Origin of the sequence: Thiomonas sp. OC7, from assembly GCF_900634595.1 — a bacterium.
Taxonomy (GTDB): domain Bacteria; phylum Pseudomonadota; class Gammaproteobacteria; order Burkholderiales; family Burkholderiaceae_C; genus Thiomonas; species Thiomonas arsenitoxydans.
In genome coordinates, this window is the sequence record NZ_LR131953.1 from 2,362,422 (window position 1) to 2,388,459 (window position 26,038).

The 26,038-nt window shown below is 61.4% G+C and carries 25 protein-coding genes; 12 read left to right on the plus strand and 13 right to left on the minus strand.

Annotated elements, in window-relative coordinates:
- A complete protein-coding gene (locus BIO17B3_RS11290; protein WP_156054135.1) occupies positions 1-798 on the minus strand; it encodes a hypothetical protein in 798 nt (265 codons plus the stop codon).
- Positions 799-3,846: a glycosyltransferase gene (locus tag BIO17B3_RS11295; RefSeq protein WP_156054136.1), complete on the minus strand. Its 3,048-nt coding sequence runs from the start codon at positions 3,844-3,846 to the stop codon at positions 799-801.
- A gap of 115 nt (positions 3,847-3,961) precedes the next feature.
- On the opposite strand from BIO17B3_RS11295, the gene BIO17B3_RS11300 reads away from it, so the two are divergent.
- Positions 3,962-4,951 carry a glycosyltransferase family 2 protein gene (locus BIO17B3_RS11300; protein ID WP_172979030.1) on the plus strand — a complete coding sequence of 330 codons (990 nt, stop codon included), beginning with the start codon at positions 3,962-3,964 and terminating at the stop codon, positions 4,949-4,951.
- Between the two features lie 118 nt (positions 4,952-5,069).
- Positions 5,070-5,882, plus strand: a complete 813-nt coding sequence (locus BIO17B3_RS11305; protein ID WP_156054138.1) for a glycosyltransferase family 2 protein — start codon at positions 5,070-5,072, stop codon at positions 5,880-5,882.
- Here the strand turns inward: BIO17B3_RS11305 and BIO17B3_RS11310 are convergent.
- The 3 genes from BIO17B3_RS11310 to BIO17B3_RS11320 all read right to left on the minus strand — a co-directional run bounded on the left by BIO17B3_RS11310 (position 5,867) and on the right by BIO17B3_RS11320 (position 9,145).
- Positions 5,867-7,468 carry a DEAD/DEAH box helicase gene (locus BIO17B3_RS11310; RefSeq protein WP_156054139.1) on the minus strand — a complete coding sequence of 534 codons (1,602 nt, stop codon included), beginning with the start codon at positions 7,466-7,468 and terminating at the stop codon, positions 5,867-5,869. The genes BIO17B3_RS11305 and BIO17B3_RS11310 overlap by 16 nt on opposite strands.
- Before the next feature lie 185 nt (positions 7,469-7,653).
- Positions 7,654-7,851 (minus strand): PIN domain-containing protein, encoded by a 198-nt coding sequence (locus BIO17B3_RS11315; RefSeq protein ID WP_232054363.1) that lies wholly within the window; start codon positions 7,849-7,851, stop codon positions 7,654-7,656.
- Positions 7,852-7,924: 73 nt separating this feature from the next.
- Positions 7,925-9,145: an RNA-guided endonuclease TnpB family protein gene (locus tag BIO17B3_RS11320; RefSeq protein WP_156054140.1), complete on the minus strand. Its 1,221-nt coding sequence runs from the start codon at positions 9,143-9,145 to the stop codon at positions 7,925-7,927.
- A 23-nt stretch (positions 9,146-9,168) separates the two neighbouring features.
- Here BIO17B3_RS11320 and tnpA point away from each other — a divergent pair, with 23 nt between their 5' ends.
- Positions 9,169-9,582 (plus strand): IS200/IS605 family transposase, encoded by a 414-nt coding sequence (gene tnpA / locus BIO17B3_RS11325; RefSeq protein ID WP_156054141.1) that lies wholly within the window; start codon positions 9,169-9,171, stop codon positions 9,580-9,582.
- A gap of 13 nt (positions 9,583-9,595) precedes the next feature.
- On the opposite strand, the gene BIO17B3_RS11330 is transcribed toward tnpA, so the two are convergent.
- Both BIO17B3_RS11330 and BIO17B3_RS11335 read right to left on the minus strand, forming a co-directional pair.
- Positions 9,596-9,811, minus strand: coding sequence for a PIN domain-containing protein (locus BIO17B3_RS11330; RefSeq protein ID WP_232054267.1), 216 nt, complete (start codon positions 9,809-9,811; stop codon positions 9,596-9,598).
- A complete protein-coding gene (locus BIO17B3_RS11335) occupies positions 9,808-10,014 on the minus strand; it encodes an AbrB/MazE/SpoVT family DNA-binding domain-containing protein (protein ID WP_013104498.1) in 207 nt (68 codons plus the stop codon). The genes BIO17B3_RS11330 and BIO17B3_RS11335 overlap by 4 nt, the downstream gene beginning before the upstream one ends.
- Before the next feature lie 219 nt (positions 10,015-10,233).
- On the opposite strand from BIO17B3_RS11335, the gene ettA reads away from it, so the two are divergent.
- Genes ettA through BIO17B3_RS11350 form a run of 3 tightly spaced genes read left to right on the plus strand, consistent with a single transcriptional unit; the run spans position 10,234 to position 13,383 of the window.
- Entirely contained in the window at positions 10,234-11,898 is a 1,665-nt protein-coding gene (gene ettA, locus BIO17B3_RS11340; protein ID WP_156054142.1) for an energy-dependent translational throttle protein EttA, read from the plus strand.
- A 14-nt stretch (positions 11,899-11,912) separates the two neighbouring features.
- Entirely contained in the window at positions 11,913-12,266 is a 354-nt protein-coding gene (locus tag BIO17B3_RS11345; protein WP_156054143.1) for a thioredoxin domain-containing protein, read from the plus strand.
- 31 nt (positions 12,267-12,297) lie between these two features.
- A complete protein-coding gene (locus tag BIO17B3_RS11350; protein ID WP_156054144.1) occupies positions 12,298-13,383 on the plus strand; it encodes a 3-deoxy-7-phosphoheptulonate synthase in 1,086 nt (361 codons plus the stop codon).
- On the opposite strand, the gene BIO17B3_RS11355 is transcribed toward BIO17B3_RS11350, so the two are convergent.
- Positions 13,371-13,658 (minus strand): acylphosphatase, encoded by a 288-nt coding sequence (locus tag BIO17B3_RS11355; protein ID WP_156054145.1) that lies wholly within the window; start codon positions 13,656-13,658, stop codon positions 13,371-13,373. The two genes, BIO17B3_RS11350 and BIO17B3_RS11355, sit on opposite strands and share 13 nt — an antisense overlap.
- Entirely contained in the window at positions 13,658-14,365 is a 708-nt protein-coding gene (locus tag BIO17B3_RS11360) for a YggS family pyridoxal phosphate-dependent enzyme (RefSeq protein WP_156054146.1), read from the minus strand. The genes BIO17B3_RS11355 and BIO17B3_RS11360 overlap by 1 nt, the downstream gene beginning before the upstream one ends.
- A 142-nt stretch (positions 14,366-14,507) precedes the next feature.
- Here BIO17B3_RS11360 and BIO17B3_RS11365 point away from each other — a divergent pair, with 142 nt between their 5' ends.
- The 4 genes from BIO17B3_RS11365 to BIO17B3_RS11380 all read left to right on the plus strand — a co-directional run bounded on the left by BIO17B3_RS11365 (position 14,508) and on the right by BIO17B3_RS11380 (position 18,688).
- Positions 14,508-15,716 carry an RNA-guided endonuclease TnpB family protein gene (locus tag BIO17B3_RS11365; protein WP_156054147.1) on the plus strand — a complete coding sequence of 403 codons (1,209 nt, stop codon included), beginning with the start codon at positions 14,508-14,510 and terminating at the stop codon, positions 15,714-15,716.
- Positions 15,717-15,738: 22 nt separating this feature from the next.
- Entirely contained in the window at positions 15,739-16,785 is a 1,047-nt protein-coding gene (locus tag BIO17B3_RS11370; protein ID WP_156054148.1) for a type IV pilus twitching motility protein PilT, read from the plus strand.
- Positions 16,786-16,852: 67 nt separating this feature from the next.
- Entirely contained in the window at positions 16,853-17,491 is a 639-nt protein-coding gene (locus BIO17B3_RS11375; RefSeq protein ID WP_013104505.1) for a Crp/Fnr family transcriptional regulator, read from the plus strand.
- 60 nt (positions 17,492-17,551) lie between these two features.
- On the plus strand, positions 17,552-18,688 hold the full coding sequence (locus BIO17B3_RS11380) for a PilT/PilU family type 4a pilus ATPase (protein WP_156054149.1): 1,137 nt from the start codon (positions 17,552-17,554) through the stop codon (positions 18,686-18,688).
- Positions 18,689-18,716: 28 nt separating this feature from the next.
- On the opposite strand, the gene BIO17B3_RS11385 is transcribed toward BIO17B3_RS11380, so the two are convergent.
- From BIO17B3_RS11385 to mutM, 4 genes are all read right to left on the minus strand, one after another.
- Entirely contained in the window at positions 18,717-19,586 is an 870-nt protein-coding gene (locus BIO17B3_RS11385; RefSeq protein ID WP_156054150.1) for a DUF429 domain-containing protein, read from the minus strand.
- The gene (mutY, locus tag BIO17B3_RS11390) at positions 19,583-20,698 is read right to left on the minus strand and encodes an A/G-specific adenine glycosylase (protein WP_156054151.1); all 1,116 of its coding nucleotides are present in this window, start codon (positions 20,696-20,698) and stop codon (positions 19,583-19,585) included. Before mutY ends, BIO17B3_RS11385 begins: the two co-directional genes overlap by 4 nt.
- Positions 20,699-20,778: 80 nt before the next feature.
- Positions 20,779-22,704: a dynamin family protein gene (locus BIO17B3_RS11395; protein ID WP_156054152.1), complete on the minus strand. Its 1,926-nt coding sequence runs from the start codon at positions 22,702-22,704 to the stop codon at positions 20,779-20,781.
- Positions 22,705-22,763: 59 nt separating this feature from the next.
- Positions 22,764-23,639, minus strand: a complete 876-nt coding sequence (gene mutM, locus BIO17B3_RS11400; protein WP_156054153.1) for a bifunctional DNA-formamidopyrimidine glycosylase/DNA-(apurinic or apyrimidinic site) lyase — start codon at positions 23,637-23,639, stop codon at positions 22,764-22,766.
- A 108-nt stretch (positions 23,640-23,747) separates the two neighbouring features.
- Here mutM and BIO17B3_RS11405 point away from each other — a divergent pair, with 108 nt between their 5' ends.
- Positions 23,748-25,454 carry a tetratricopeptide repeat protein gene (locus BIO17B3_RS11405; protein WP_232054268.1) on the plus strand — a complete coding sequence of 569 codons (1,707 nt, stop codon included), beginning with the start codon at positions 23,748-23,750 and terminating at the stop codon, positions 25,452-25,454.
- Positions 25,454-26,038, plus strand: a complete 585-nt coding sequence (locus BIO17B3_RS11410) for a lipoprotein insertase outer membrane protein LolB (protein ID WP_156054155.1) — start codon at positions 25,454-25,456, stop codon at positions 26,036-26,038. The genes BIO17B3_RS11405 and BIO17B3_RS11410 overlap by 1 nt, the downstream gene beginning before the upstream one ends.

A 26,038-nucleotide genomic window follows, 5' to 3' on the forward strand; every position in this document is an offset into this window, starting at 1 on the left:
TTAAGAACGCTTTGCGCGCCAGCGTGCGAGACGATCTCGGACGCGATCAAGCAGCCGCGCAGGTCTGACATTCTGATTGGCGCGGATGGCATAGGTGAAATGCCGGTCGAGCTCGTGTGCGCGCCCCCCAATAAAGGAGCAACTGCCGGGGACGGCCGTCTGCGGATACTTCTCGGCCAGATAGCGCAATCCTGCGTGGTAGCGTTCCGTGACGTTGCCATGAGAGTAGTGCTGGAACGTGAGCGGGAAAACGCGAACATCGATCTGGAAGTGTTCTCGTGCGAGGATTGCAAAGTCCTCGGCATAGAGATCGAATGTGAGGTGCTCGTCAAACCGCAGATTCGGATGTCGCGCCAGCAGCGAGCTATGCACCAACACGCTTTGACAGTCGATGGTCTGCACGGATTCTGGAGTCTTGAGCACAGTGCCCACTTCCACTGCATGGGTTCCATCCTTATTGCTGCATGTATGCCGTCCAAAAGGGACTGGTGCATTATTGATCAGTCTGATGCCGAATGTTCCATAGACGCAGTCCGGTGTCAGATTGGCGATAGCTGCGAGGCCACCTTTGATCTCGAAATCTTCATGTACAAAGAACAACCAGCAGTTCTGGTCAAGGTGCTCAGCGATGATCTGGTTGTAGCGTGCGGGCAGTCCTAGGTTGCTTTCCCGGTTGTCGATGCCAATCAGGCGGTATGGGTTAACGACCGGATTCAGCGTGAAGAAACGCTCATACATCTCCGGGCGGATGTAGACCGAAATGATCCGAAGGTCAGGTTGAGAAAATTGGTTCAGCATTTACGCACCCGTTAGAACAAATTGGTCGAATTTATTGCCGAGCGTCATGGCATGGCGCAAACGGCCTAGTTCTGTCGAATCTAGCTCGCTGGTGTGCGTGCGGAGGGTGGAAAAAAGGTGTTCAAAATCTTCCGGCTTCAAAAAGCCGAGATCGGCATCAAAATGCTGGCGAGCCAAGTCTGCGAATTCAAGGATGCCACGCTGGATCTGCTCCGAAATTTCTTGGCGCTGTGCCTCGTGCTCTGTACGTTTTGCTGGAATGGGTTCAAAAGAGCAGTCGCCGCGCTGTAGACGCATGACACCGTCTTGCGGCGAGGATGTGAGCAGTTCGATAAGGTTGAGGTAGGGTGCGAATGGCGCTGGTACGCCATCAAACAGATAACCTGATTTATGTTCTTTATATAAGGCGTCGCCATACACGCCAAGATAAATGCCATGCAGCCGCGGGGTGCTGGCAAATTCACGGGCAATGATCTTGTGCAAGGCGTTCTGTATTGATCCTGACCAGCCTACGTCGATGACCACTGCATCGGCTTCGTCGAAAAACCCGATCTCACGCAAGTAGTCGAGAAGGATGTCGCGTTCAGTGGCCGCTTTGACAAGCAGAGTGTCCCGATGTTTTTGCAGGGCTGCAAGAATGTTTGCGTCTGTCCATGGCTGGCCGCTGGATTGTTGGCGCAGGAGATCGAGTTCGAGGCCGGTCAGATCCGGGTAGCCAAGCCGCTCAAGTATGTCAGTCGCGCCAGAAACGCCGACCGAGGTTGTAAACAAGCGAAGTTGGTTCTTGTCGTCTGCTTCATCCAGACTGTAGAGTGCTGCAAAGCTCATGCAGCGTCGGGACGCGAAGGTATAAACAGGGTCTGGCTTTTCGTAGAGGACGCGATAGGCGCGCGATAGGATATCCCCGTCTCGCGCGAGGAAAAACAGCCGGGAAACATCAAGCCTCCGCTTGTCCAATTCGGCATGGATGTATCCGCAAAACGCGCTGACAAGAGCGCCGCCATAAAAAAACCCGAATTGGCGCCAGTAGGAGGGTGTTTCTCTACCAATAAAGCCCGATTTCCAAGCGCGGAAGAGTCCCAGAATGGCAGATTGACCGAGAGAACGCTTATCTCGTAGTGCGGGCCATTTGGATGTTATGAAGTCATCCATATCGAACCATTCCTCTGCCGTTGGTAGGCGATGTGTTGCAAACCCATGCGCGCGCGGCTGCGCGTGGTCGGCAATCGGGTTGTCGCCAATGTGAATGGCCTGCTGCTCGCAGCCGGGCAGTGTGACTTTGAGCCATGCAAAGCGACTGCCGTCGCCCTTGAGCAATTGATCCTCTGAGGATACGAACAGATTTTTGTAATGCTGAAAACCGCAGCGGGAAAGAATTCGCGTCACGCTGTCTTTGTCTAGATACATATCAGAGACAAAATATATTGTCTTGCTGCTTTCGACGAGGCGATCATAAAGAGGCTTGAATTCTGGATTAGCCACACAGAAGCGAAGTTCAGCGTCAATTTCTTCGCTGAGTTCATCTTTTGGCAACTTTGCATAGATTTGCTCAAGGCTCACTTCGCGCTGCGACTTGAATTCTGTGCGCGTATTTGCTTCGCGCTCAACGCGGCGCCGAGCGAAGTCGGAATCTTTTTTGTTCGCGGCAAGGTACTTGAATACGTCTGTTGGCGCGCACCAGGTGCGAATAACTGCGGTGTCAAACACATCGATAAAGAACGTTTCGTAGCGCTCTATGTCTGCCCACGAAAGCAAGTTTCTCGATGCGGCGGGTGGGGATTTGACGTTTGCAACCAAGGGTCCAGGTGCGATGGTTCGAGACTGCAGTGCGGTGGTACGTAGCTTGATGCCCGATGTCCCTTCGCGCAGTAGAGTGCGCACGGTCTTGAGTAGGAGAGTCAGTACCGATGGTGTTGCACCCTCGGTAGACATCTGCTGCGCTCTCCAGGCCGCGAGTAAGTGGCGGAATTGCGCCACAGGCCTGCCCGCTAGCCGCAATGGTGCAGTGATTCGCCAGCTGGTGGAGCTTCTTAGAGCGTCAATGATTTGCTCATTTTGGGCACTTCGCCGCTCGCTGTCTTCTAACATCCCTTCAAGGCGGGCAATATCGTGCGTTTGTCTAGCAGCGGTATTTTCGAGCTGGGAAAACTGCGTGGTCAGTGATTCGTAAGATGCACGCAATTGACCTAGCTCTGCCGCGTGCTCAGCGGCATTCTTGTTAGAAAGATCAAGCTGATGTTTAAGGTCTTCAATAGTGTCAATGAAGGTTTCGACGTCGTAGCGGGGCCACCACTTTCTCCAAATGACCTTTTTTGCTTCCAGTTGAAGAGGCAAGAATTCGGGTGCATTGGTGGCCATGCCGGACTGACTCAAAGCGATGCGGTAGGTAGCTCCTAAAGAGGGGCAATGGACGAAAGTTGACCATCGGCTTGCTTGAAGCCAGAAATCCCAATCTTCGTAACTGTCTAGTGCCTCGTCGAAGCGGCAGCCGAGCTCAACTAGCTTGCGATCAAAGAGTACGGCATGAATAGGAAGGAAATTTCCGCTCCAAAGGCGCGCGGCGAGGTAGTCTTGATTGAAGCAGCCGAGGGTGACACCTTCAGCTGACACGATACGCACATCGGCATATGCGAGCAGTGCCTCTGGATGCTCACTCAGCGTCTGAATCAGCCTCTCGATGTGCGTTGGTTCGAACAGATCGTCGTCATCGAGAAAAATGAGGTACTTGCCGCGAGCTGAATCAAGTCCAGCATTTCCTGCGGCACTGCGCAACAATGGCGTTTGTCGTGAGACCAAGCGCAACGGCACGGTGCCAATTTGCGTCGGTAGTTCCGGGTGCCCCTGGCCTTTAGCATTAACGACAATGACTTCGATCATCGAATAGCTCTGATGAACGACAGAGTGCAACGCCTCTCGCAATGAAGGGCGTCCCATGCTTCGAATGATGACACTGACTAGCGGGGTGCTGCCTTCGAAGGCGTTTGTGATCGCGCTTTCGATAGTGTTAACTTCCGTATATTGATCGGGATGCGGGATTTCTGGCGGCATTTTGCGTTTATGGCGATATTATTTTTTATAAATGTTGCATGAGATTTTGGCTTTAGCTAAGTCCGATAGAGCTAAAAATAGCTCTAGTTTCGCATAAGAAATGGGGTGGTGGCACATGAAGGATGCTTCGCTGGCGAGGGCTACGCCATTAAATTCGGTGATGGAAGGTCTGGGGACATGGCAGCCGGAATGTGTGACCGTAACGCGAGTAATCGCTGTCGCTGTAACTTATCAACCGGATCTCGTTCTATTCCGACAGGCGGTGCGAGCATGTCGGCATCAAGTCACGAAATTTTTTGTGATTGATAACGGATCGACAGAGCAATGCCTAAACGCCTTAGCGAAACTATGTGAAGATGAGGCATGCAGCCTCGCCCCTCTGGGGCATAATTATGGAATAGCTGCAGCGCAAAATCATGGAATATTGTTAGCCCGGAGAGCCGGCGCGTCACATGTTTTGCTGCTCGATCAAGATAGCGTTGCTGCTCCTGATATGGTCGCCCGTTTGCTGGATGTCCTCAATACTACGCTGCGGGCAGGTAGGCGCGTGGCGGCGGTTGGGCCGAGGCTGGTAGATCGTCGTTCCGGCAAGGGCACTCCCTTTATTCGTATCGGACTATTTGGTGTGTCTCGGCTCGTCTGTTCAGAAAAAACTGACAATGCATTTGAATCTGATTTTCTGGTCGCTTCGGGCTCAATCATTCCATTGAACGCTTTTGACGAAATAGGGATGATGGAGGAAGGATTATTTATCGATAACGTCGATTTGGAATGGTGCTTCCGTTCAAGGCATCATGGATTTGTATTGCTTGGAGCATGCAATGCGGTGCTTGAGCATAGCGTGGGTGACCAAGTATTCCACGTGGCGGGGAGGTCTCTATATCGGCACAGCCCTCTGCGCCAATACTATATTATGCGTAACCGCATATTGCTCTATCGTAGGCCTTACAGCCCACGGGCTTGGATTGTGCAAGATTTCTTACGAATGCTGGTAAAGGTGGTTTTGTTTGGAGTGGTGTATTCGCCGCGTATCAAAAATTTGCGTATGATGTGGCGCGGTATACTGGATGGGCTACATGGACGCCAAGGACCGTTTTCTGAATGACCACTATAAATGTGCCAGCAGAATTTGTTTGTGAAATGCCGGCGCAAACGCCAACCGCCGGCATTTAATGCTTTAGATTATTAGCTATCGCTAAAATAAAATATGAGCTAATTGACAGATGATTTCGCACAAAGTCTTGCATGGCTTGAACGATCTGGATAGTCTTGGTAGGCAAGTCACAGTTTCAGTGGTTTCGCATGGCCAAGAGGCGATGTTGATGCATCTTTTGGACGATCTGGCACGGCATGCTTCCAAATCTGTCCGGCGCGTTGTGGTTACCCATAATTTATCATCTGATGGGCTCCTGTGGCGCGAGGGTGCGGCTGAATATTTTTATCACCAAATATATAATAAAAATCCCAAGGGTTTTGGTGCGAACCATAATTCGGCGTTTTGTCACTGCGATACTGAGTGGTTTGCGGTTATTAATCCTGATATTCGATTTGAATCAGATGTTTTTAAGGAATTAATCGCGCAGGCAATGCCTGATGATGTCGCATTGGGGCCTGCATTGTTCGATCCAGAGCGCAATAAAGTGGCGCCTAATCGTGGTTTTTTGACTATTTTTGAGATTATTGAAAGGCGTTTTATTAAACAGGGGCCGGTCGAGAATATTGTATGGCTTCCCGGCGCTTTTTTATTGATTCGGACGGAGGCATTCCGTCGCGTGGGCGGTTTTGACGAAAGGTTTTTTTTGTACGCGGAGGACTTTGATCTCTCGGCGCGCCTGAAGCTGGCCGGAGGAGAGCTGCGTTTCGTGTCAGACGTCCAGGTGACTCATGCAGCGCAGCGCAGTAGCCACGTAAAGTGGCGTTATCTGCGGTGGCATGCGGTGAGCCTTATGCGGTTATGGGCTACACCGAGTTTCTGGAAGTACCGCGCCTTGTTGCAAACGCAAGCAGCAAGGCGCGCAGATCAGCGGCTACGTTGACCGCCACCCGAGCGGCGTTGGCCGCCGCCGAAGCTGTTGCCGTTTGCTGTGGAGGGGCGTCCAGCGCCGCCTCCGGCTCCAGCGGGCCGCCGTCCGCGGCTCTGGCCGTTGCGCATGTGCGGCGGCAGGTCGAGTTCGACCCAGGGTGTGCCTTGCCAGGCATCGGCGCGTTGCTCAGGCGGAACCTTGCTCGCGGTGCTGGCTGAAGGCTTTGCGCTGCGCCCGGATGCGCGCTGGCCTTGCGGTTTGGCGCTGGCGGGTGTCTGGGCGCGTCCCTGGCCCTGACCGGGGCCGTTGCGGCTTGCGCCGCGATTGCCCGCGCCTGCACCACTGCGGCGTTGACCTTGGCCACCGCCTGCGCCGCCCCCACCATTGCCGCCGCGACGCTCGCCGCCGTGCAGCACGGTGCGGCCCATGACGATGGGCTGCGCCTTGGCGTTGGGGTCGGGCTCGAAGCCGGGAATGACTTCTTGCGTAATGGGGTTGCGCACCAGCTTCTCGATGTCGCGCAGGAAGCCGAGTTCGTCCACGCAGACCAGCGAAATAGCTTGCCCATTGCTGCCCGCACGGCCGGTGCGGCCGATGCGGTGCACATAGTCTTCTGGGATGTTGGGTAGTTCGTAATTCACCACGACCGGAAGCTGGTCGATATCGATGCCGCGCGCGGCGATATCGGTAGCGACGAGCACCTGCAGCTTGCCACTCTTGAAGTCGGCCAGGGCGCGCAGGCGGGCGGACTGGGTTTTGTTGCCGTGAAAGCCGGTGGCGACGATGCCGTCCTTGTCGAGTTGTTCGGCCAGACGGTTGGCGCCGTGCTTGGTGCGGGTGAACACCAGAGTTTGCGGCCAGTTGCGTTCGCGGATGAGGTGGACCAGCATGTCGCGCTTGCGCTCGCGGTCGACGGGGAACACGATCTGTTCGACCAGATCGGCCGTGGCGTTCTGGCGAGCGACGGCAACCTGTTGCGGGTTGACGAGGAAGTCGCCAGACAGGCGCTTGATTTCGTCGGAAAAGGTGGCCGAGAACAGCAGGTTCTGGCGCTGTTTGGGCAGCAGGGCGACGATGCGGCGCATGTCGTGCACGAAGCCCATGTCGAGCATGCGGTCGGCTTCGTCGAGCACCAGCATCTGCACCGCGGACAGGTCGATATTGCGTTGGCTTTGATGGTCGAGCAGACGGCCGGGCGTGGCCACGACGATGTCCATGCCGCGCGCCAGGGCGTTGATCTGCGGCTGCATGCCCACGCCGCCATACATCGCCATGCTGTGCAGCTTGAGGTGACGGCCGTAGGCGGCGAGGTTTTCATGCACCTGCGCAGCCAGCTCGCGGGTGGGAGTGAGGATCAGGGCGCGGGGAATGATCTTGCCCTTGGCGTTGCGAGCGGGTTCGCCGCCGCTCAGGCGCTGCAGCATGGGCAGGGTGAAGCCGGCCGTTTTGCCGGTGCCGGTCTGCGCCGCGGCCAGCAGATCATGCCCTGCGAGCACAACCGGAATGGCCTGGAGTTGAATGGGAGTGGGTACGGTGTAGCCTTGTTCGGCAACAGCGCGCACGAGGGGCTCAATCAAGCCCAGATCTTGAAAAGACATGTGAAAAACTTTCGGGAGCGGTGTGTGAACCGATCCAGGACTCTGCCACCGCGCTTGAACAAGCGCGCCAGTCTGCAACAGATGGAGTGGGCCGAGAGGCTCGGCAGGAGTCAAAAGCGACTGCGGCTGGGAGACTGGACATGACCGCTGGGGGCTATGTTAGCCGAGTTCGCCATGTGCGTGTGTCAGAGCAATGTTTTGGGCACGTAATGCACGCCGGGCAGGCCCTGGAAGTCTGCGTCCATGGTCCAGAGATCGGCCTGAGCCTGGCGGGCCGTGGCGTAGATCAGACTATCGGCCATGGGGAGCTTGTGGCGCAGGCTGAGCTGAGCGGCAAACAGTGCGAGCGCAGCGTCTATGGCGACCGTGCGACCCTGCTGCATCACGGCAAGACAGGCGATGCCGTCGTTCTCTTGACATCCTCCCGGGCATGACTGCCGGCGATTCCTACGGCTCTCAGGCTCGACACCCGGCCGCTCCTGAGTCGCTTCGGTGGGTTCCTGCTGCTGGCGGCCTTGCTGCACCGCTCACTTCACAGGCGAACCGGGCGTGTCCCGCCCTTAGAACATTGATCGCGCCGACCACATCGGCGTTTTCCTCGAAGCCGCATGCGACGCAGAGGAATTGCGCTTGCGTCTGGCGGTTGTCCGCCGACACATGGCCACAACACGGGCAGGTGCGGCTCGTGTACTGCGGCGGCACGGCAACAAGCCAGCCGCCGTTCCACGCCAGCTTGTAGTCCAGTTGGCGACGGAACTCGAACCAGCCTTGGTCGAGGATAGCTTTGTTCAGGCCGGACTTAGCCCGAACATTTCGACCCGGCTTCTCAACCGTCCCCGCCGCCGACTTGGACATGTTCCTCACCTGCAAGTCCTCGATACACACCATCGCGTGGTTTTGGCTGATTGCGGTCGAGGTCTTGTGCAGGTAGTCGCGGCGGGCGTTGCCGATGCGTGCGTGAATCTTCTGGATGCGCGATTTCCCCTTCTTCCAGTTGCTGCTGAATTTCACTTTGCGGCTCATCGCCTGCTGCGCTTTGCGCAGCCTCACCTCATGCCGCTTGAAGCTGCCCAGCGGCGCGTAGAACGTGCCGTCCGAGAGCGTGGCGAACCGGGCAATGCCCATGTCGATGCCGACCGCGCCGCCCTGCGGGACGGGCTGCTCGACCTCGCGCTCGGTCTGGATCGACACAAACCATTTGCCGCCCGACTGGCTGACGGTGACATTCCTCACCGCGCCCAGCACATCCCGGCTGAAGCGAACTCGCAGCCAGCCGAGCTTGGGCAGGAACAGGCGGTTGTTGCCCTGATCGAGCTTGATCTGCTTGGGATCGGGGTAACGGAAGCTCTCGCTCTGCCCCTTCTTCTTGAAGCGCGGGAAAGCCGCCCGTTTGGCGAAGAAGTTGGTGTACGCCCGCTCCAAGTCCTTGAGCGTCTGTTGCAGCGGGTGGACCGGCGCATCGGAGAGCCAAGGCGTCTCTACGCCGTCGCGCCATTTGGTGAGCAGCTTGCACAGGCCGGCGTAGCCCAGCTTCTTCTCGCCGCGATCAAAGCGTTCCTTCTGCAATGCCAGCGCCTTGTTGAACACAAACCGGCACGAGCCCGCGAAGCGGCGCATCTGACGCTGCTGCTCGCCGGTCGGCATGAGTGCGAACTTGAAGGCTTGGAGGCGTTGCATGTCGTGAATTATACTCTTGGTCTATGAGCGATGACAACGACATTCGACACGGGCGGAACTGCGTTTTCAAGATGCATGTGCATTTGGTCTTTGTGGCGAAATACCGCCACAGAGTGTTCGATGGCGACGCCATCCAGCGCCTGCGCACCCTCTTTGCCAAAACCTGCGCCGATTTCGAGGCGCAACTGATCGAGATGGATGGAGAGGACGATCATGTGCATCTGCTGGTCGAGTATCCGCCCAAGGTGTCGGTATCGGCCATGGTGAATAGTCTCAAGGGCGTGTCCAGCCGCCTGCTGCGCAAGGAACGGCCCGACATCCAGAAACGCTACTGGAAAGGCGTCCTGTGGTCGCCGTCCTACTTCGCCGCATCCTGCGGCGGCGCTCCGATTTCCATCGTGCGACAGTACATCGAGCAGCAGCAGACACCGCACTGAACCCCCAGGACGGCTACGCCGTCCGCGCTATCCTTCCCCGACCTGAACGGCGGGGCTTGTCGCGCACCGGGTCACGTTGAGCGGCGATGCGCTTGAACACTTCATACAACGTGATGACCGGCACAATCAGCGCCGCTGGCTGCTCAATGATCGGAGCAAACTGGTCGGCAGCCGGGCCGTCTGCGAAGTACTCCAGCCAAGCCGAGGAATCGACCACGTGAAGTTTCACAAGCGGTCAGTCTCGCGGGGAACGGTCGTGTCGATGCCGCGCAGAAGACCGCGAAGCGCCCGAGCGCTCTGCCGTGGAACAAGCTCGATGCGCGACCCGAAGGGCACGACGTCGAGCTTTTGTCCCGGTCGCAGGCCGAGCTGCTCGCGCACGCGTTTGGGAATCACGACCTGAAACTTCGGGGAGAGGGTGACGGTGTCCATGTGAGGGGGAGTAAAGATCGATAGAGCAATCGTATTACAAAAAATAGATCGATTCTTACCGTTCGGCCGAGTGCCGTTAGGCGCGAGACTGTGTGCACGACACGCGCTGCAGCGACAATAAGGCTTTGCTCCGCGATGGGCTGAGGCCTGTCGACGCCGATATTCCGCAGTTCCCAATTTGGGCTCGCTTTGCGCGGCCTGATTATTTCGACAGAAACTATGGCTCAATACGTTTTCACCATGAACCGGGTCGGCAAGATCGTGCCGCCCAAGCGTCAGATTCTCAAGGACGTTTCGCTGAGTTTTTTCCCCGGCGCCAAGATTGGCGTGCTGGGCCTGAATGGTTCTGGCAAATCGACCCTGCTCAAGATCATGGCCGGGGTGGATACCGATATTGAAGGCGAAGCCGTGCCGATGGCGGGCTTGCGCATCGGCTACCTGCCGCAGGAGCCGCAGCTCGATCCGGCGCAGACCGTGCGCGAGGCGGTGGAAGAAGGTCTGGGCGGTGTGCTCGCCGCCAAGAAACGGCTGGAAGAGGTCTATGTGGAATACGGCGACGCCGATGCCGACTTCGACAAGCTGGCGGAAGAGCAGGCGCAGCTCGAAGCCATCATTGCCGCGGGTGAGGGCGACAACACCGATCTGCAGATGGAAGTCGCCGCCGATGCGTTGCGACTGCCCGCGTGGGACGCGATTGTCGGCCCGCTGTCGGGCGGCGAGAAACGCCGCGTGGCACTGTGTCGCCTGCTGCTCTCCAAGCCCGACATGCTGCTGCTCGATGAGCCGACCAACCACCTCGACGCCGAGAGCGTGGACTGGCTGGAGCAGTTCCTGCACCGTTTTCCCGGTACCGTGGTGGCCGTCACTCACGACCGCTATTTCCTCGACAACGCGGCCGAGTGGATTCTTGAACTCGACCGTGGCCAGGGCATTCCGTTCAAGGGCAATTACAGCAACTGGCTGGAGCAGAAGGAAGCGCGGCTGGAGCAGGAGTCGCGCAGCGAGGCGTCTCACCTCAAGACCATGAAGCAGGAATTGGAGTGGGTGCGGCAAAACCCGAAAGGGCGCCAGTCCAAGAGCAAGGCGCGCATGGCGCGGTTCGAAGAACTCTCCAGCATCGAGTACCAGAAGCGCAACGAGACCAACGAGATTTTCATTCCCGTGGCCGATCGCCTAGGCAATGAAGTCATCGAGTTCAAGAACGTGCGCAAGGCGCATGGCGAGCGGCTGTTGATCGAGAACCTGAGTTTCAAGCTGCCGCCGGGCGCCATCGTCGGCGTCATCGGCCCCAACGGCGCGGGCAAGTCCACGTTGTTCCGCATGATTGCGGGCAAGGACAAGCCCGATGCCGGCGAGATCGTCATCGGCCCCACGGTCAAGCTGGTGTACGAAGATCAGAGCCGCGAGGCCCTGCCCGACGATAAGACGGTGTGGGAGGCGATTTCCGACGGACTGGACATTCTGAACGTGGGCAAGTTCCAGGTGCCTTCGCGCGCCTACTGCGGGCGGTTCAATTTCAAGGGCGGCGATCAGCAGAAGATCGTCGGCAAGCTCTCCGGCGGGGAGCGCGGGCGGCTGCATCTGGCCAAGACCCTGATTTCCGGCGGCAATGTGCTGCTGCTCGACGAGCCTTCCAACGACCTCGATGTGGAAACCCTGCGTGCGCTCGAAGATGCGTTGCTCGAGTTCGCGGGCTGCATCATGGTGTCGAGCCACGACCGCTGGTTCCTCGACCGCATCGCCACTCACATCCTCGCGGCCGAAGGCGATTCGCAGTGGACGTTCTTTTCCGGCAACTATCAGGAATACGAGGCCGACAAAAAACGCCGTCTGGGCGAAGAAGGCGCGCGCCCCCACCGCCTGCGCTTCAAGGCGCTGCGGTAAACCGCCCGTCGGCGATGGAACCGCTGCTCGTCGCCTGCCTGTGCGCGCAGTGGTGCGGCATCTGCCGCGACTGGCGTGCAGGCTTCGACGCGCTGGCGGCGCAACTGCCCGCCGATCTCGCGGTGTGCTGGGCCTGGATCGACGTGGAAGACTGTGCCGATGCGCTGGCCGATTATGAGCCGCCCAACTTTCCGGTTCTGGCGGTTCAGCGTGGCGGCGACCTGCTCTACTGCGCGCCGCTGCCGCAGCAGCCCGCGCTCTGGCTGCGGGTGCTGACCGAGCTGGCTCGCGTGGACGGTGCGGCGGCCCAGCAACTGGCGCAGCAGGCTGCCAAGGCCGGGCTGCCCGATCTGCGGAGCCTGGTCTAGCTTTTTAGGAATTTCTCATCCAAGGATGGTCATGTCGACGCGTATTGCCGATCTCCACATTGCGCGGGAAGAGCTGTTGCCCACGCCGAACGAATTGCGGGCCGAAGTGCCCGTCAGCGAGGCCCAGGCGCAGGCCGTCGCCCGCGCGCGCCAGACGGTGCACGACATCGTGCGGGGCGATGACGACCGGCTGATGGTCGTCGTCGGACCTTGCTCCATCCATGACACCGCGGCGGCGATTGAGTACGCACGGCATCTGCGCGAGGTGGCCCCGCGTTTCGACGATGCCTTGTTTCTGGTGATGCGGGTGTATTTCGAGAAGCCGCGTACCCGTCTGGGCTGGAAGGGCATGATCTACGACCCTGATCTGGACGGCCGCGGCGACCTTCACAAGGGTTTGCTCAAGGCTAGAGGCCTGCTGGTGGAATGTGCGCAGCTGGGCGTTCCGGCCGCTTCTGAAATTCTCGATCTGGTCACGCCGCAGTACTACGCCGAGCTGCTGAGCTGGGGCGCCATCGGCGCGCGCACCACCGAAAGCCCGCTGCATCGGCAGATGGCCTCGGCGCTGTCGGCCCCGCTGGGATTCAAGAACCCGACCAGCGGCAAGCTGCAGACGCCGGTGGACGCCATCGTGGTGGCGGCGCAATCTCACCGCTTTCCTTCCATCTCGCTGGACGGCCGGGCCATGGTGATCACCACGACCGGCAATGCCGATTGCCACCTCATCCTGCGGGGCGGCGACGCGGGGCCGAATTTCGATGCCGCTAGTGTGGACGCAGCCGTGGCCGCGCTGCAGGCGGCCGATCTGCCCGGCCGGGTGATGATCGACTGCAGCCATGCCAACAGTCGCAGCGACTATCGGCGCCAACCGCAGGTGGCGGATGAGATCGGTGCGCAGATCGCCGCGGGCAGCCGCCACATTCTCGGCGTCATGCTGGAGAGCCATCTGGTCGAGGGCAAGCAGGCGCTCACGGCAGACCTGCCGGCGCTGCAGTACGGGCAGAGCATCACCGACGGCTGCATCGGCTGGGAGGCCACGGTGAGGGTGCTGGAGCAACTCGCCGATGCGGTTCGCCGCGGTCGCGGGCGGCGCATCGGCCAGAATCAACCCACCTGAAAACCTTCGGGGCAGCCTTCGGCGTCGGCTGGCTCGACCTGCACCGCGTCCACCCGCGCAGCGGGAGGCCCGATCCGCAGCCATTCGAGCAGGGCTTGCACCGCCCGCCCATCACCGCAAATCCACACTTCCACCCGGCCATCCCGCAGGTTGACGGCCTGCCCTCGCAGCCCCAGCGACAGCGCTTTGGCGCGGGTTGCGGCGCGGAACGACACACCCTGCACCCGTCTGCTCACCCAGGCGCGCCGGGCCAAATTGGCCTCGGGGTTGCTCATCAGGCTTTGGCACTCAAAGCAGGGCGTGCTCCGAAAATCGCGGAACCTACGCGCACGATGGTGGCGCCCTCCAGAATCGCGGCTTCGAGATCGGCGCTCATGCCCATGGACAGGGTGTCGAGCGTCAGGCCGTGCTCGGCGGCGATGGCGTCGCGCAGGGCCCGCAACCGGGCGAAGGGTGCGCGCTGCGCGTCCAGACCTTCGCGCGGCGCCGGGATGCACATCAGCCCGCGCAGCCGCAGATTGGGCAATGCGGCCACGGCCGCGGCCAGCGCCGAGGCGTCTTCCGGGCGCACGCCGCTTTTGGTGGTCTCGCTGTCCACATTGACCTGGATGCAGACCTGCAGCGGATCCAATTCTGCGGGCCGCTGGTCGCTCAGACGCTGGGCCAGCTTGAGGCGGTCGATGCTGTGCACCCAATCGAAATGCTCGGCGACGTCGCGGGTCTTGTTGCTTTGCAGCGGTCCGATGAAATGCCATTGCAGCGCAGGCCAGTCCGCGCGCAAGGTGGCGATCTTGTCCAGCGCCTCCTGCACATAGTTCTCGCCGAAGGCCGTCTGCCCGAGCGCCGCGAGCTGTGCCACGTCCTGCGCAGGAAAGGTCTTGGACACGGCTAGCAGGCTGACCGATTGCGGATCGCGGCCGGCAGATTGCGCGGCACATGCTAGGCGTTTATGGACGGTGTCGAGTGCTTCAACTGAGGGCATGATCGAGAAAATCTGCGAGGGCGACAACAAAATCGAGCGACATGGCGATAGCGAAGCCTTCGGGAAGGGATTTGCCGATAACATAACCTAACAGGCTAATGCCCAGAATCGACTCGCTACTGCTGGAAGCTGCAGGAAAAGTATGCTGATTGCCCACAAAATTGCGCTCGACCCTAACAACGCGCAGACCACGTATCTGCTGCGCGCTGCAGGAACGGCCCGCTTTGCATACAACTGGGCTCTGGCCGAGTGGAAGCGCCAGTATGAGGCATGGAAGACCGATAACACTTTGCAAAAGCCTTCGGAGACGGCGCTGCGCCGCCAGTTGAATGCGATCAAGCGCGATAAGTTTCCATGGATGCTCAGAGTGACGAAAAACGCGCCGCAGATGGCAATCATCCAATTGGGTCAGGCTTTCCAAAATTTCTTCGCGGGCCGAGCACGCTACCCTCAGTTTCGCAAGAAAGGCGCACACGACCGCTTTACTCTCACCAACGATCAGTTTTCCCTCGACGGCTGCCGCATTCGCATCCCCAATCTCGGGTGGGTGCGCATGCGGGAATCGTTGCGCTTCAGCGGCAAAATCGTAGCGGCCACGGTCTCCCGTGTGGCCGATCAATGGTTTGTCAGCATTGCCGTTGATACTTCGAAAGATTTGCACTTGCCGCAAGCCGAAAACCAAGGCGCGGTCGGTGTGGATTTGGGTGTCTTGGCTCTAGCCACACTCTCGACGGGAGAAACGATCCCCGGCCCGAAGCCCCACAAGGCGCTGCTGGGCCGCTTGCGCAGGCTCTCGCGCGGCTTGAGCCGCAAGCAAAAGGGGTCAGAGAATCGCCAGAAGGCCAAGGCGAGGCTGGCGAAGCTGCACGCTCGCATTGCCAACATCCGGAAGGACGCTTTGCACAAGCTATCTTCCGACCTCACGCGACGGTTTCACACCATCGTCATCGAAAACCTGAATGTGCGCGGGATGATGGCAAACCGCTGTTTGGCCCGATCCATTGCCGACATGAGCATTTTCGAGTTCCGGCGGCAGTTGGAATACAAGACGGCGATGCGTGGCGGAGCGGTGAAGGTGGCAGACCGTTTCTACGCCAGCAGCAAGATATGCTCAGGTTGCGGGAACAAACTCGACGCTTTGCCGCTTTCAGCGCGGCAGTGGACATGTCCGGTTTGCGGTACGCATCATGATCGCGACGTGAACGCTGCAATCAACCTAAAGAACTTGACCGTGAGTTCCACGGCCGCAGCCTGTGGAGAGGATGGCTCTGACCGTTATCGCAAGACGAAGGTGAAACCAGCCCCAATGAAGCAGGAAGTCAGCTTGGTTTTGCATGTGCAGAAATGTTAGTCTGACAGAACGGAGACATCGCTTGGACATTACACAACTGCTCGCATTCAGCGTCAAGAACGACGCCTCCGATCTGCACCTCTCGGCGGGTCTGCCGCCGATGATTCGCGTGCATGGCGACGTGCGGCGCATCAACGTCGAGCCACTCGACCACAAGGCGGTGCACGCCATGGTGTACGACATCATGAGCGATTCGCAGCGCAAACACTACGAAGAGTTTCTCGAGGTCGATTTTTCCTTCGAGATTCCCTCGCTGGCACGTTTTCGCGTCAATGCCTTCAACCAGGCGCGCGGCGCGGGCGCGGTTTTCCGCACCATTCCGAGCAAGGTGCTCACCCTCGACGATCTGAACGCGCCGAAAATTTTCGCCGATCTGGCGCTCAAGCCGCGCGGTCTGGTGCTGGTGACCGGGCCGACGGGTTCGGGCAAGTCCACCACCCTGGCGGCGATGATCAATCATTACAACGAGACCGAGTACGGCCACATTCTCACCATCGAAGACCCGATCGAATTCGTCCACCAATCGAAGAAGGCGCTGATCAATCAGCGCGAAGTCGGCCCGCATACCCTGAGCTTTTCCAACGCGCTGCGCTCGGCGTTGCGCGAAGACCCGGACGCGATTCTGGTGGGCGAAATGCGCGACCTCGAAACCATCCGCTTAGCGCTTACCGCTTCCGAAACCGGCCACCTGGTGTTCGCCACCCTGCACACCTCGTCGGCGCCCAAGACCATCGACCGTATCGTTGACGTGTTCCCGGCGGAAGAAAAGGAAATGGTGCGCGCCATGCTGTCGGAAGCGCTGGTGGGCGTGATTTCGCAGACGCTGTGCAAGAAAAAAGACGGCTCGGGCCGGGTGGCCGCGCACGAAATCATGATCGGCACGCCGGCCATTCGCAACCTCATTCGCGAAAACAAGATTGCGCAGATGTATTCCATGATCCAGACCAGCCAGTCTTTCGGCATGCAGACCCTCGACCAGAATCTGGCCGATCTGGTCAAGCGCAACATGATCTCCGCCACCGAAGCACGCACCAAGGCCAAACAGCCCGAAAACTTCCCCGGCGCCTGAGCCAGCCCAGACGCACCACCGGCGCAATCCGCACTCTCCCAATATTCCCACTCGCACCCAGCAGGCCATGAAACTATTCGACAAACTCCGCGCCGGTTCGCGCAAAGACGGGGTGGACGATGCGCCCGAGTCTCAGTTTTTCACCACCGGCTTCCATGACGCGGAAGTCTCCAGCCTGGAGTCTGTGGTCGATTGGTCGCAGCGCTCGGCCGAGATCGGCGTGACCAAGCTGTCGCGCAGCGCCGGCGGCCAGCGCCTGCTCGAACTCTGGCAGCAAGACAAATACATGGCAGGGCTGACCCAGTCGGACAAAGAGCGCTGCATCAAGTATTTTCATTTCTACACCGTCAAGGCGGGTGCCGACCTCATCGCGCAGGGCGAGACGGGCAGCTTCATGGTGGTGCTGCTGCGAGGCGCGGTGGCGGTCGATCGCATGCAACCCTGGGGCGACAGACTGCGCCTGACCGAGGTGCGCGCAGGCAGCATGCTGGGTGAAATGTCGCTGGTTGACGCCGCGCCGCGCTGGTCGTACTGCACCACGCTGACCGACAGCGAGATTGCGGTGCTCGAAGCTGGCGATCTCGACCGCATGATTGCGCAAGACCCGGCCGCGGCCTGCCGTCTCATCGGCTCGCTGGCGCGCCGCTTGTCGCTGCGTCTGCGCAAGCTCAGTGCGCGGGTCGCCGCGACTTCGCCCGGCGGTTGATGCGCGCGGCTTGCGGCATGAACCACCGTATTCAAAACCTGAACAAGCGCTGGGGGGCGTATGGATCGTGATCAGGCTTCCAAATTCATCAACGATCTGCTCAAGCTGATGATCAGCCGGGGCGGCTCGGACCTGTTTCTCACGGCCGATTTTCCGCCGGCCATCAAGGTCGATGGCGCAGTCTCCAAGCTGTCGTCGCAGGCGCTCACCAGCCAGCACACCCTGGCGCTGGCGCGCTCGATCATGAACGACAAACAGTCGGCCGAGTTCGAGCGCACCAAGGAATGCAATTTCGCGATTTCTCCCGCGGGCCTCACGCGCTTTCGCTGCAATGCCTTCATCCAGCAGGGCAAGGTGGGCATCGTGCTGCGGCAGATCCCGCAAGACTTGCCCTCCATCGACAGCCTGGGATTGCCGCAAGTGCTCAAGACGCTGGCGATGAACAAGCGCGGGCTCATCATTTTTGTCGGCGCCACGGGTTCGGGCAAATCGACCTCGATGGCCGCCATGCTCGATTTCCGCAACGAAAATTCGCACGGCCACATCATCACGGTGGAAGACCCCATCGAGTTCGTGCATCCGCACAAGAACTGCATCGTGACCCAGCGTGAAGTCGGGCTCGACACCGACAGCTGGGAGGCGGCGCTCAAGAACACCCTGCGTCAGGCGCCCGACGTCATTCTGATGGGCGAAATCCGCGACCGCGAGACCATGGAGCACGCGGTGGTGTTCTCCGAGACCGGCCACCTGGTGCTGGCCACGCTGCACGCCAACAATGCCAACCAGGCGCTCGACCGCATCATCAACTTCTTCCCCGAAGAACGGCGCGCGCAACTGCTGATGGACTTGTCGCTCAATCTGCGCGCGCTGGTGTCGCAGCGGCTGGTGCCGCTGCAAACCGGCAAGGGGCGCGTGGCCGCGGTGGAGGTCATGATCAACTCGCCGCTGATCGCCGATCAGATCTTCGAAGGCAAGCTCACCGAGATCAAAGACGTGATGCGGCGGTCGCGCGAGATGGGTATGCAGACCTTCGACCAGGCCTTGTTCGAGTTGTTCGATGCCGAGAAGATCAGTTACGAAGACGCGCTGCGCAACGCCGATTCGGTCAATGATCTGCGGTTGCGCATCAAGCTCGACAGCAAGCGCGCACGCAACGCCGACATCGGCAGCGATACCGGGCACCTGGCCATCGTCTGATTTTTGCGGCGCAGGGGGTTGTCGCGACTCAGGGTTGAGGCACGCTGACGATCCATCCTTCGACCGGGTCGAGGGCGTCTGGAAGTCCATAGCCTCGATGCCGCCTCAGGCAGGCCCACGCGGCCTGCATCAGGCAGAGAGCAGCGTCCAGCGTGTCGCCGCGCGCGTCGAGCTGCATGGGCTTGCGTTGCTCATCGGTGCACTGCAGACGGATGCCCAGCGGGTGACGCCCGCTTTCCATCGCCGCCAGCAGCAAGTCGCGTGCGGCTTCGCGTTCGGCGGTCTGCTTCGCGGGGTCATCACTTTTATAACTGCGCCGTCCCAGAACGGCGCGGGCGGCATGGCCCGGATAGGCTTCGAGCGCCACGCGCAGCGGATCGCCACCACGCAGACCTGGCAGCGTGACCCCCGCATCGAGCAGCAAAGGCGCTCCCGCGTGCAGCATCCAGGCGACGGGCGGATTCACCCATTTCATCGACGGCGAAGACCCCGCAGGCAGATCGCAGGCGCGGTGGGCGAATTTCGCCCCTGCCGGGCGGGCGGCACAAAAGCTGCGGAAGACTTCGCGCAGTTGCGCGCGGCTCTGGTGTCGCAGATGCGAGATCAGCCGTTCCCAAGGCAGCGGGGCTTCGTCTTGCCGATGGCCGGGCCAGCGCAGGGTGTCGATCAACTCGCGCGGCAGGCCGAAAGGCAGGTCGAAGGCGCCGATCCAGGGGCCGGGCGTCTGCAGCCACTGACCGAACGACACCAGGGTGTCGAGCCGGTTGAAGTCCTGCAGGATCACCGTGTGCGATGCGTCTTGAGCCAGCCGTCCCCGCGCGATCACGATGGGTTTGCGCCGACTGGGCGCACTGCTGAAATCGACGCCGAACAAGGTGATGTCGTCTGCTCCGTTCATTTGTGCAGCACAGCCGGGGGTGGAGCGTCAGCGGGCGGAACTTGCTGCAGCAACAGGCTGCGCACGGGCGCGGGCAGCCCCAGCCGCGCGGCCTGTTCAAGATCGAGCCATTGGCCCTGTGGCTCCGCGGCCCGGGGCTGGGCCTGGACGTCGATGAGCAAGGGGCGCACGGTCAGCTCGAAATGGGTGAACGCATGGCGAAACGGCGCCAGTTCTCGCTGGCCGATCACCGGCCCGATCTGCGCGGCGAACTGCAGCGCCTGCTCGGGCGCATCGAATTGCGGCAGGCTCCACAGCCCTGGCCAGAGGCCCAGTTGCGGGCGCTTTTCCAGCCAGCAAAGACCGTCCGGCGAGTTGCGCAACCAAAGCATGACCGTGCTGCGCTGCGGGCGGCTTTTGCGCGCCGCCTTGCGCACGGGCAGACGCTGCGGATCGCCCGCCAGATGAGCGCGGCAATCCGTGGCAAAAGGACATTCGGTGCAGGCAGGCTGGCGCGGCCTGCACACGGTGGCGCCCAGATCCATCAGCCCCTGCGTGTAGGCGGTGATGTCTTGCGCCTCGGGCAGCAGGCTGCGCGCGAGCGACCAGAGCTTGCGCGTGGTGGCTGTTGTGGGCACCGGATCGTCGATGCCGTGACTGCGGCAGAGTACGCGCTGCACATTGCCGTCGAGAATGGCGGCGCGCTCGTCGAAGCAGAACGCGGCAATCGCCGCCGCCGTGGAGGGGCCGATGCCCGGCAGCGCGGCAAGGCTTTCCGCCGTTTGCGGGAACGCGCCGCCATGCGTTTGAACCACGATCTGCGCGCACCGGTGCAGATTGCGGGCGCGCTGGTAGTAGCCCAGCCCGCTCCACGCCGCGAGCACGGCATCTTCAGCCGCCGCGGCGAGCGCCTGCACTGTGGGGAACAGGGCCGTGAAACGCGCGTAGTAATCGATGACTGTGGCGACCCGCGTCTGCTGCAGCATGATCTCCGACAGCCAGACCCGGTAGGGATCGCGCACCTGCCAGGGCAAATCGTGCCGCCCATGCTGGCGCTGCCACTGCGCCAAGCGACTGGCGAAATGCGGCAGGGTTGGCGCTGTGAAGGGGGCGGCTGGGGCTGAATCGGGCACGGTGGGCAGATCGACACTGCGGCGCAGCGGCGCTCAATCGAATTGAGCGTCGCATTGTGCCAGCCCTTTGCGGCGAGCGTTTACGCGGCGATCAAGCGACGAATCTGATCGTTCAGCCCGCGTTGCAGCGCGTCGATCTGGGCGATTTGCTTTTGCAATTCGTCAATGCGGTCGTGCAGGCTGTCTTTGGTGTCTTCGATGCGTTGCAGCGTGGCCAGGCGCCGGTTGAGTTGCTTTTTGCGCTCGCGCACCTGACTGTCGAGCTGGGCGATGGCTGAGCGGTCCCAGTTTTCGATATCGCGCAGGGCGCGCTCGAACAGATCGCGCACCCGCGATGACAGGGTGCGCAGGGTGCGCAGGGTGTAGGCGTTGTTCTGCAGTTTGAGCCAGTTCACGCCGGAGAGATGCTCGGTGTAGGCATTGACCACCCGGTCGAACTCCTGCATCAACCCGCTGAGACGCAGCACCCGCGGCGCGGTGACGGTGAAGCCGAATTCGCTATTGGCGCGGGTGAAGGCGGCGGCGAGCATCTGGCGGATTTCTTCGATCTGCGTTTCGGCGTCCACCAGCCGCTTGCGCAGATCGGCGCCGATGCGGGCGAGTTCGCCCTTTACGCCGACTTTCAGCAGCGCGCCGCCCATGCGCGACTCAAGCTGCTCCAGATCGTGCAGCACCGATTTGGCGGCGAAGCGCTCGCGCAACTGCTCGAGCATGCGGTTGTTGACGGCACGCAGCGCCAGAACCTGCGCCATGCCGGCGTCGAACTCGTTGCGCTCTGCAGCCAGGCGCTGCAGCATGAGCACCACCATATTGGCGTTCTTGCCGCGCAGTCCCTGCAGTTCGTCGAGCTGTCCCTGGGCCTCATGCAGTTGCTTGCGCAGTTGCTGCGAAAGTTCGGACTGCACTTGCCCGACCGCATCGCGCACGGCGCCGTCGAGCAGGCTGCGACGGTCGATATTGGCCGCGCGATTGAGCGCGTTTTCCAGCGCGCCCAGGCCCGATCGGGCGAGCAGCGGGCCGTCGCCCTGAATGCGCGCCAGCAGGGCTTTGTGCGCCGAGACGGGAAACACCCGTTCGGGCAGCAGACGCAGCGTTTGCGCGGTGGTCTGCACCTGATGGTCGATGCTGGCGGCGATTTGCGGCGCGGTGAGCAGCGGGTCCCACAGCGCATCGACCTTGTTGAGCGCCACCAGGGTTTGCGCGCCGCTGGTGGTCGCGATGTGGCGGTTCCAGATCTCCAGATCGCTGCGCGTCACCCCGGTGTCGGCGCCGAGCACGAAGACCACGGCGTTGGCCGAGGGGATGAGCGAGAGGGTCAACTCGGGCTCGGCGCCCACGGCGTTGAGCCCCGGGGTATCGAGAATGCTCAGGCCCTGATCGAGCAGTGGATGGGCAAAGTTGACCAGCGCATGACGCCATAGCGGAATTTCGACTTCGCCCTGGGCGTCGGTGTTGAGTTGCGCCAGATCTTCGGCATCGTGGAAGAAGCCCAAGTCTTGGGCACGCTCCAGCGGTACGCGCTGGGTGTCGGACAAATGGGTGAGCGCCTGCGCCAACCCCTGCGCATCCTGGGAGGGCAGCTCAAAATGCGTCCAGACCTGCGGGCTCGATTTCCATTGCGCCAGGGTCTGCGATTGCAAGCGGGTTTCGATGGGCAGCAGCCGCAGGCCGCGCGGCTGTGCGGGGTCGGAGAACAGTTCCATCGGGCACATGGTGGTGCGCCCGGCTCCGGCGGGCAGGATGCGCTGGCCGTGTCCGCTGAAAAAGATGGCGTTGATCAACTCGGACTTGCCGCGCGAGAACTCGGCAACGAAGGCCAGGGTCATGCGGTCGTTGTCGAGCCGGTGGATCTGCCGCTGCAGCAGCGGCCGTGCCTGTTCGAGATCGAGCCCGCTCTCTTCGAGCCAGGTCAGCAGCGCCTTGACGCGCTGTAGCGCTTCGGCGCGCCATTCGGCGTAGTCAAACAGACCGGCGGTGAGGATGGGGGCTTCGACGTGCGGATTCATCGCTTGGGGCGCGTGGATTAACTGAGTAAAAGTAAAACACAGCGCACTCTGAATTTCGATCAGCGTATCCCCGCCTTGGGCTTGGGTTTGAGAATTTTTTGGCACTTGGGGCAGAAATAGGTACTGCGCTGCCCCTGCACGATCTGCCGGATGGGCGTGGCGCAGACGCGACAAGGCTGGCCGGCTCGGCCGTAAACCAGCGCCTGCATTTGAAAGTACCCCAGTTCGCCATCGCTGTGGGCAAAGTCGCGCAGGCTGCTGCCCCCCAGCGCTACCGCCTGTTGCAAGGTTTCGCGCACCGCCGCGGCCAGGCGATCGCAATGGACGGGGCGCAGATGCGAAGCCGGAGTGCGCGGGTCGATCTGCGCACGAAACAGGGCCTCGCAGGCATAGATATTGCCAATTCCGGCGATGATGTGCTGCGACAGCAGCAACGGCTTGATCGCCGCCTTGCGTCCGGCCAGCGCGCGGCAGAGCGTGGTGCCGTCGAAGTCGGCGCCCAGCGGTTCGGGCCCGAGCACGCGCAGCAGAGGATGGCGCTGCACTTCCTCACCCGCGTGCCAGAGCACCGCGCCGAAGCGGCGCGGATCGCGCAGGCGCAGCACCCCGCGGTCGGTCAGCCATTCCACATGCTCGTGCGGCGACAGCGGGGCGGGCGCTTGCGCGGCCGGCGTCCAGCGCAAAGAGCCCGACATGCCCAGATGCACGATCAGCACGCCTGCGGAGTTCGGCGCGGCGGCGGTCTGTGACAGTCGGAGCAGCAGATATTTGCCGCGCCGCTCAAGCGCTTTGATGCGCAGCCCGACCAGCGTTTGCGGGTCGATATTCAACGGCCAGCGCAGCGGTTTGCCCAGGCGCAGGCCGGTCAGGCGGGCGCCGAGCAAGGCAGGTTCCAGACCCTGGCGGGTGACTTCGACTTCGGGCAGTTCGGGCATGTCGGCATTGTGCCGCAGGGGGAAATGGCAGACTTCTACAATCCGCACGATTCTCGGCCCTGTCTGCTGGTGCAGATACGGCGTTCTATTCAGACTTTCAGGACTCCCATGCGCGCTGCCGTTCTTGTGTCGGCCCTGTTGTTTCCGGCTCTCACCGCTGTGCCTATTGCAGCCTATGCACAGCAGTCGGCCGTTCGGGCCAGCGCGCAGGAAACCGCGCGGCAGGTCTTTGCTATTCTGGCTGGAGAGATTGCGGCCAATACCGGGCATCCCGGGGTGGCCTACACCGAGTTGCTCAAGGCGGCGAAGGAGCTGGATTCCGAGCCGCTCTACCGACGCGCCGCGGAAATCGCCCTGCGCGCAGGTGCGCCCGACAAGGCGCTCGCAGCCGCTCAGGCCTGGCGCAAAGCCATGCCCGGTTCACGAGAGGCCGGGGCCTGGGTCGTGCAACTGCTTTTGCTCATGGGGAAAACCAGCGAGGCTGGCTCGGCCATCGCCCAAGACCTGGCCAACACCCCCGAACCGCAGCGCGGGCAAGCCATTGCCGATCTGCTGCCCCTGGCCGCTCAGGCGAGCGATGCCGCCGCCACGCTGTCGATGATGCGCACCGCGCTGGCCGGGCAGCGGCAATTCGCGCAGACCGATGTAGTGCTGGGTTTGCTGCGCGCGCGCGCCGGAGACCAGAAAGGGGGCTTCGCCGATGCGCTGCACGCCCTGACGCTCAACCCAGGGCTGGCCCCGGCGGCGGCGCTGCTGATACAGCTCTACACCGTCAACCCGCAGGCGGCTGACGGCGCGATGCAGAAATTTTCCGCAGCCCAGCCCAAAGACAGCGGCCTGCGTCTGGCCTGGGCGCAGGCCGCGCTGGCGCAGCAACGCGACGGCATTGCGCTGAACGCGCTCGAAAAACTGGTGGTCGATGCGCCTGATCTCGCCCCGGCCTGGCTGATATTGGGCAGCCTGCAGACTGAATTCGGCCAGCCCGCGCGCGCGGTGGTCTCGTTGCAAACCTATCTGCGGCTGGCGCGCGCCCAGGCCGAGCCGCCCGTGCTGACCCCGGCTTACATCGCGCTGGCGGAGGCTTCGCGCAAACTGGGCGATCTGGATCAGGCCAACCGCTGGCTCGATCAGATTGAGCCGGATGCCAGCAACCACCTTGCCGTGCTCAGCAACCGCGCGGCCATTCTGGTGCAGCAGGGCAAGGTGAACGACGCCCTCAAGCTGGCGGAAACCTTGCCCGATGCGACCGAGGCGCAGCGCAAAGACCGGCTGCTGGCGCGGGCGCAAGTGTTGCGCGAGGCCGGGCGCTTCGATGCGTCTTACAAGCTGCTGCAGTCCGGTCTCAAGCAGACGCCCAACGATGTCGATCTGCTGTACGAAGCCTCGATGATGGCCGACAAAAGCGGGCACATCAAAGACATGCTGCAGATGCTGCGAAAGGCCATTGCGCTCGACCCCGAGTCCCAACCGGCCTATAACGCGCTGGGCTACACCCTCGCCGACCGTGGCGAGCAGTTGCCCGAAGCGCGCAAGCTCGTCGCCCGCGCGCTGGAACTCTCGCCCGGCAATCCCTTCGTGCTCGACAGCATGGGCTGGGTCGAACACAAAATGGGCCACAACGATCAGGCGCTCGATTTGCTGCAGCAGGCGTATGACGCGCGGCCCGATCCGGAAATCGGCGCGCATCTGGGCGAGGTGCTGTGGCAGCTCGGCCAGCGCGACCGGGCGCGCGCCATCTGGCACGAGGCCATCGAGCGCGCGCCGCACGACACTGTGGTGCAGGCGGTGCTGCGCAAATACGGTGTGACATTCTGATGCGGCGTCGCCTCTTTGCAGGGGTTGTCGCCGGGGCTGTCGTTGGGGTGATCGCGATGGCCCTTGGCGGCTGCGCCACGCCCCAACTGCCGCAGTCGTCCGAGCCCGCCAATACGCTCGCGCTGGCGGGGCGGCTGTCACTCGTCAGCGGTCAGCCCGATGCGCAAAAGGCGCTTTACGGTGGTTTTCGTCTGGTGTTGCGCGGGGCCGTTTCCGGCGAGTTCGAAGTCTTTTCCCCGCTGGGTCAAATGCTGGCCAAGGCGCAATGGAGTTCCGGTCAAGCCAGCCTGGATAACGGCCGACAGATACAGCACTACGCCTCATTCGACGACATGACCCGCGCCGCACTGGGCGTGGCCTTGCCGCAGGCTGCGTTGCAGGATTGGGTGCGGGGGAGACCGGCTTCCAGCCTGCCCTCGCAAACCCTGACAGACGGCGGTTTCGAACAACTGGGCTGGAAGGTGCAGCCCACCTGGCGTGACGGCCAGCTCGCGCTTCTCAAGGCGCAACGCCTGGCGGGCGACCCGGCGGAGCTGCGCATGGCGATCGAATCCGCAACGGCAGCGCCGCAAATCGCTCCCTGA

Excerpts from the sequence above, each read along its gene's own strand:
- BIO17B3_RS11290 (WP_156054135.1), bottom strand. The coding sequence starts at position 798 with ATGCTGAACCAATTTTCTCAACCTGACCTTCGGATCATTTCGGTCTAC.
- BIO17B3_RS11295 (WP_156054136.1), bottom strand. The coding sequence starts at position 3,846 with ATGCCGCCAGAAATCCCGCATCCCGATCAATATACGGAAGTTAACACT.
- BIO17B3_RS11300 (WP_172979030.1), top strand. The coding sequence starts at position 3,962 with ATGAAGGATGCTTCGCTGGCGAGGGCTACGCCATTAAATTCGGTGATG.
- BIO17B3_RS11305 (WP_156054138.1), top strand. The coding sequence starts at position 5,070 with ATGATTTCGCACAAAGTCTTGCATGGCTTGAACGATCTGGATAGTCTT.
- BIO17B3_RS11310 (WP_156054139.1), bottom strand. The coding sequence starts at position 7,468 with ATGTCTTTTCAAGATCTGGGCTTGATTGAGCCCCTCGTGCGCGCTGTT.
- BIO17B3_RS11315 (WP_232054363.1), bottom strand. The coding sequence starts at position 7,851 with ATGCAGCAGGGTCGCACGGTCGCCATAGACGCTGCGCTCGCACTGTTT.
- BIO17B3_RS11320 (WP_156054140.1), bottom strand. The coding sequence starts at position 9,145 with ATGCAACGCCTCCAAGCCTTCAAGTTCGCACTCATGCCGACCGGCGAG.
- tnpA (WP_156054141.1), top strand. The coding sequence starts at position 9,169 with ATGAGCGATGACAACGACATTCGACACGGGCGGAACTGCGTTTTCAAG.
- BIO17B3_RS11335 (WP_013104498.1), bottom strand. The coding sequence starts at position 10,014 with ATGGACACCGTCACCCTCTCCCCGAAGTTTCAGGTCGTGATTCCCAAA.
- ettA (WP_156054142.1), top strand. The coding sequence starts at position 10,234 with ATGGCTCAATACGTTTTCACCATGAACCGGGTCGGCAAGATCGTGCCG.
- BIO17B3_RS11345 (WP_156054143.1), top strand. The coding sequence starts at position 11,913 with ATGGAACCGCTGCTCGTCGCCTGCCTGTGCGCGCAGTGGTGCGGCATC.
- BIO17B3_RS11350 (WP_156054144.1), top strand. The coding sequence starts at position 12,298 with ATGTCGACGCGTATTGCCGATCTCCACATTGCGCGGGAAGAGCTGTTG.
- BIO17B3_RS11355 (WP_156054145.1), bottom strand. The coding sequence starts at position 13,658 with ATGAGCAACCCCGAGGCCAATTTGGCCCGGCGCGCCTGGGTGAGCAGA.
- BIO17B3_RS11360 (WP_156054146.1), bottom strand. The coding sequence starts at position 14,365 with ATGCCCTCAGTTGAAGCACTCGACACCGTCCATAAACGCCTAGCATGT.
- BIO17B3_RS11365 (WP_156054147.1), top strand. The coding sequence starts at position 14,508 with ATGCTGATTGCCCACAAAATTGCGCTCGACCCTAACAACGCGCAGACC.
- BIO17B3_RS11375 (WP_013104505.1), top strand. The coding sequence starts at position 16,853 with ATGAAACTATTCGACAAACTCCGCGCCGGTTCGCGCAAAGACGGGGTG.
- BIO17B3_RS11380 (WP_156054149.1), top strand. The coding sequence starts at position 17,552 with ATGGATCGTGATCAGGCTTCCAAATTCATCAACGATCTGCTCAAGCTG.
- BIO17B3_RS11385 (WP_156054150.1), bottom strand. The coding sequence starts at position 19,586 with ATGAACGGAGCAGACGACATCACCTTGTTCGGCGTCGATTTCAGCAGT.
- BIO17B3_RS11395 (WP_156054152.1), bottom strand. The coding sequence starts at position 22,704 with ATGAATCCGCACGTCGAAGCCCCCATCCTCACCGCCGGTCTGTTTGAC.
- mutM (WP_156054153.1), bottom strand. The coding sequence starts at position 23,639 with ATGCCCGAACTGCCCGAAGTCGAAGTCACCCGCCAGGGTCTGGAACCT.
- BIO17B3_RS11405 (WP_232054268.1), top strand. The coding sequence starts at position 23,748 with ATGCGCGCTGCCGTTCTTGTGTCGGCCCTGTTGTTTCCGGCTCTCACC.
- BIO17B3_RS11410 (WP_156054155.1), top strand. The coding sequence starts at position 25,454 with ATGCGGCGTCGCCTCTTTGCAGGGGTTGTCGCCGGGGCTGTCGTTGGG.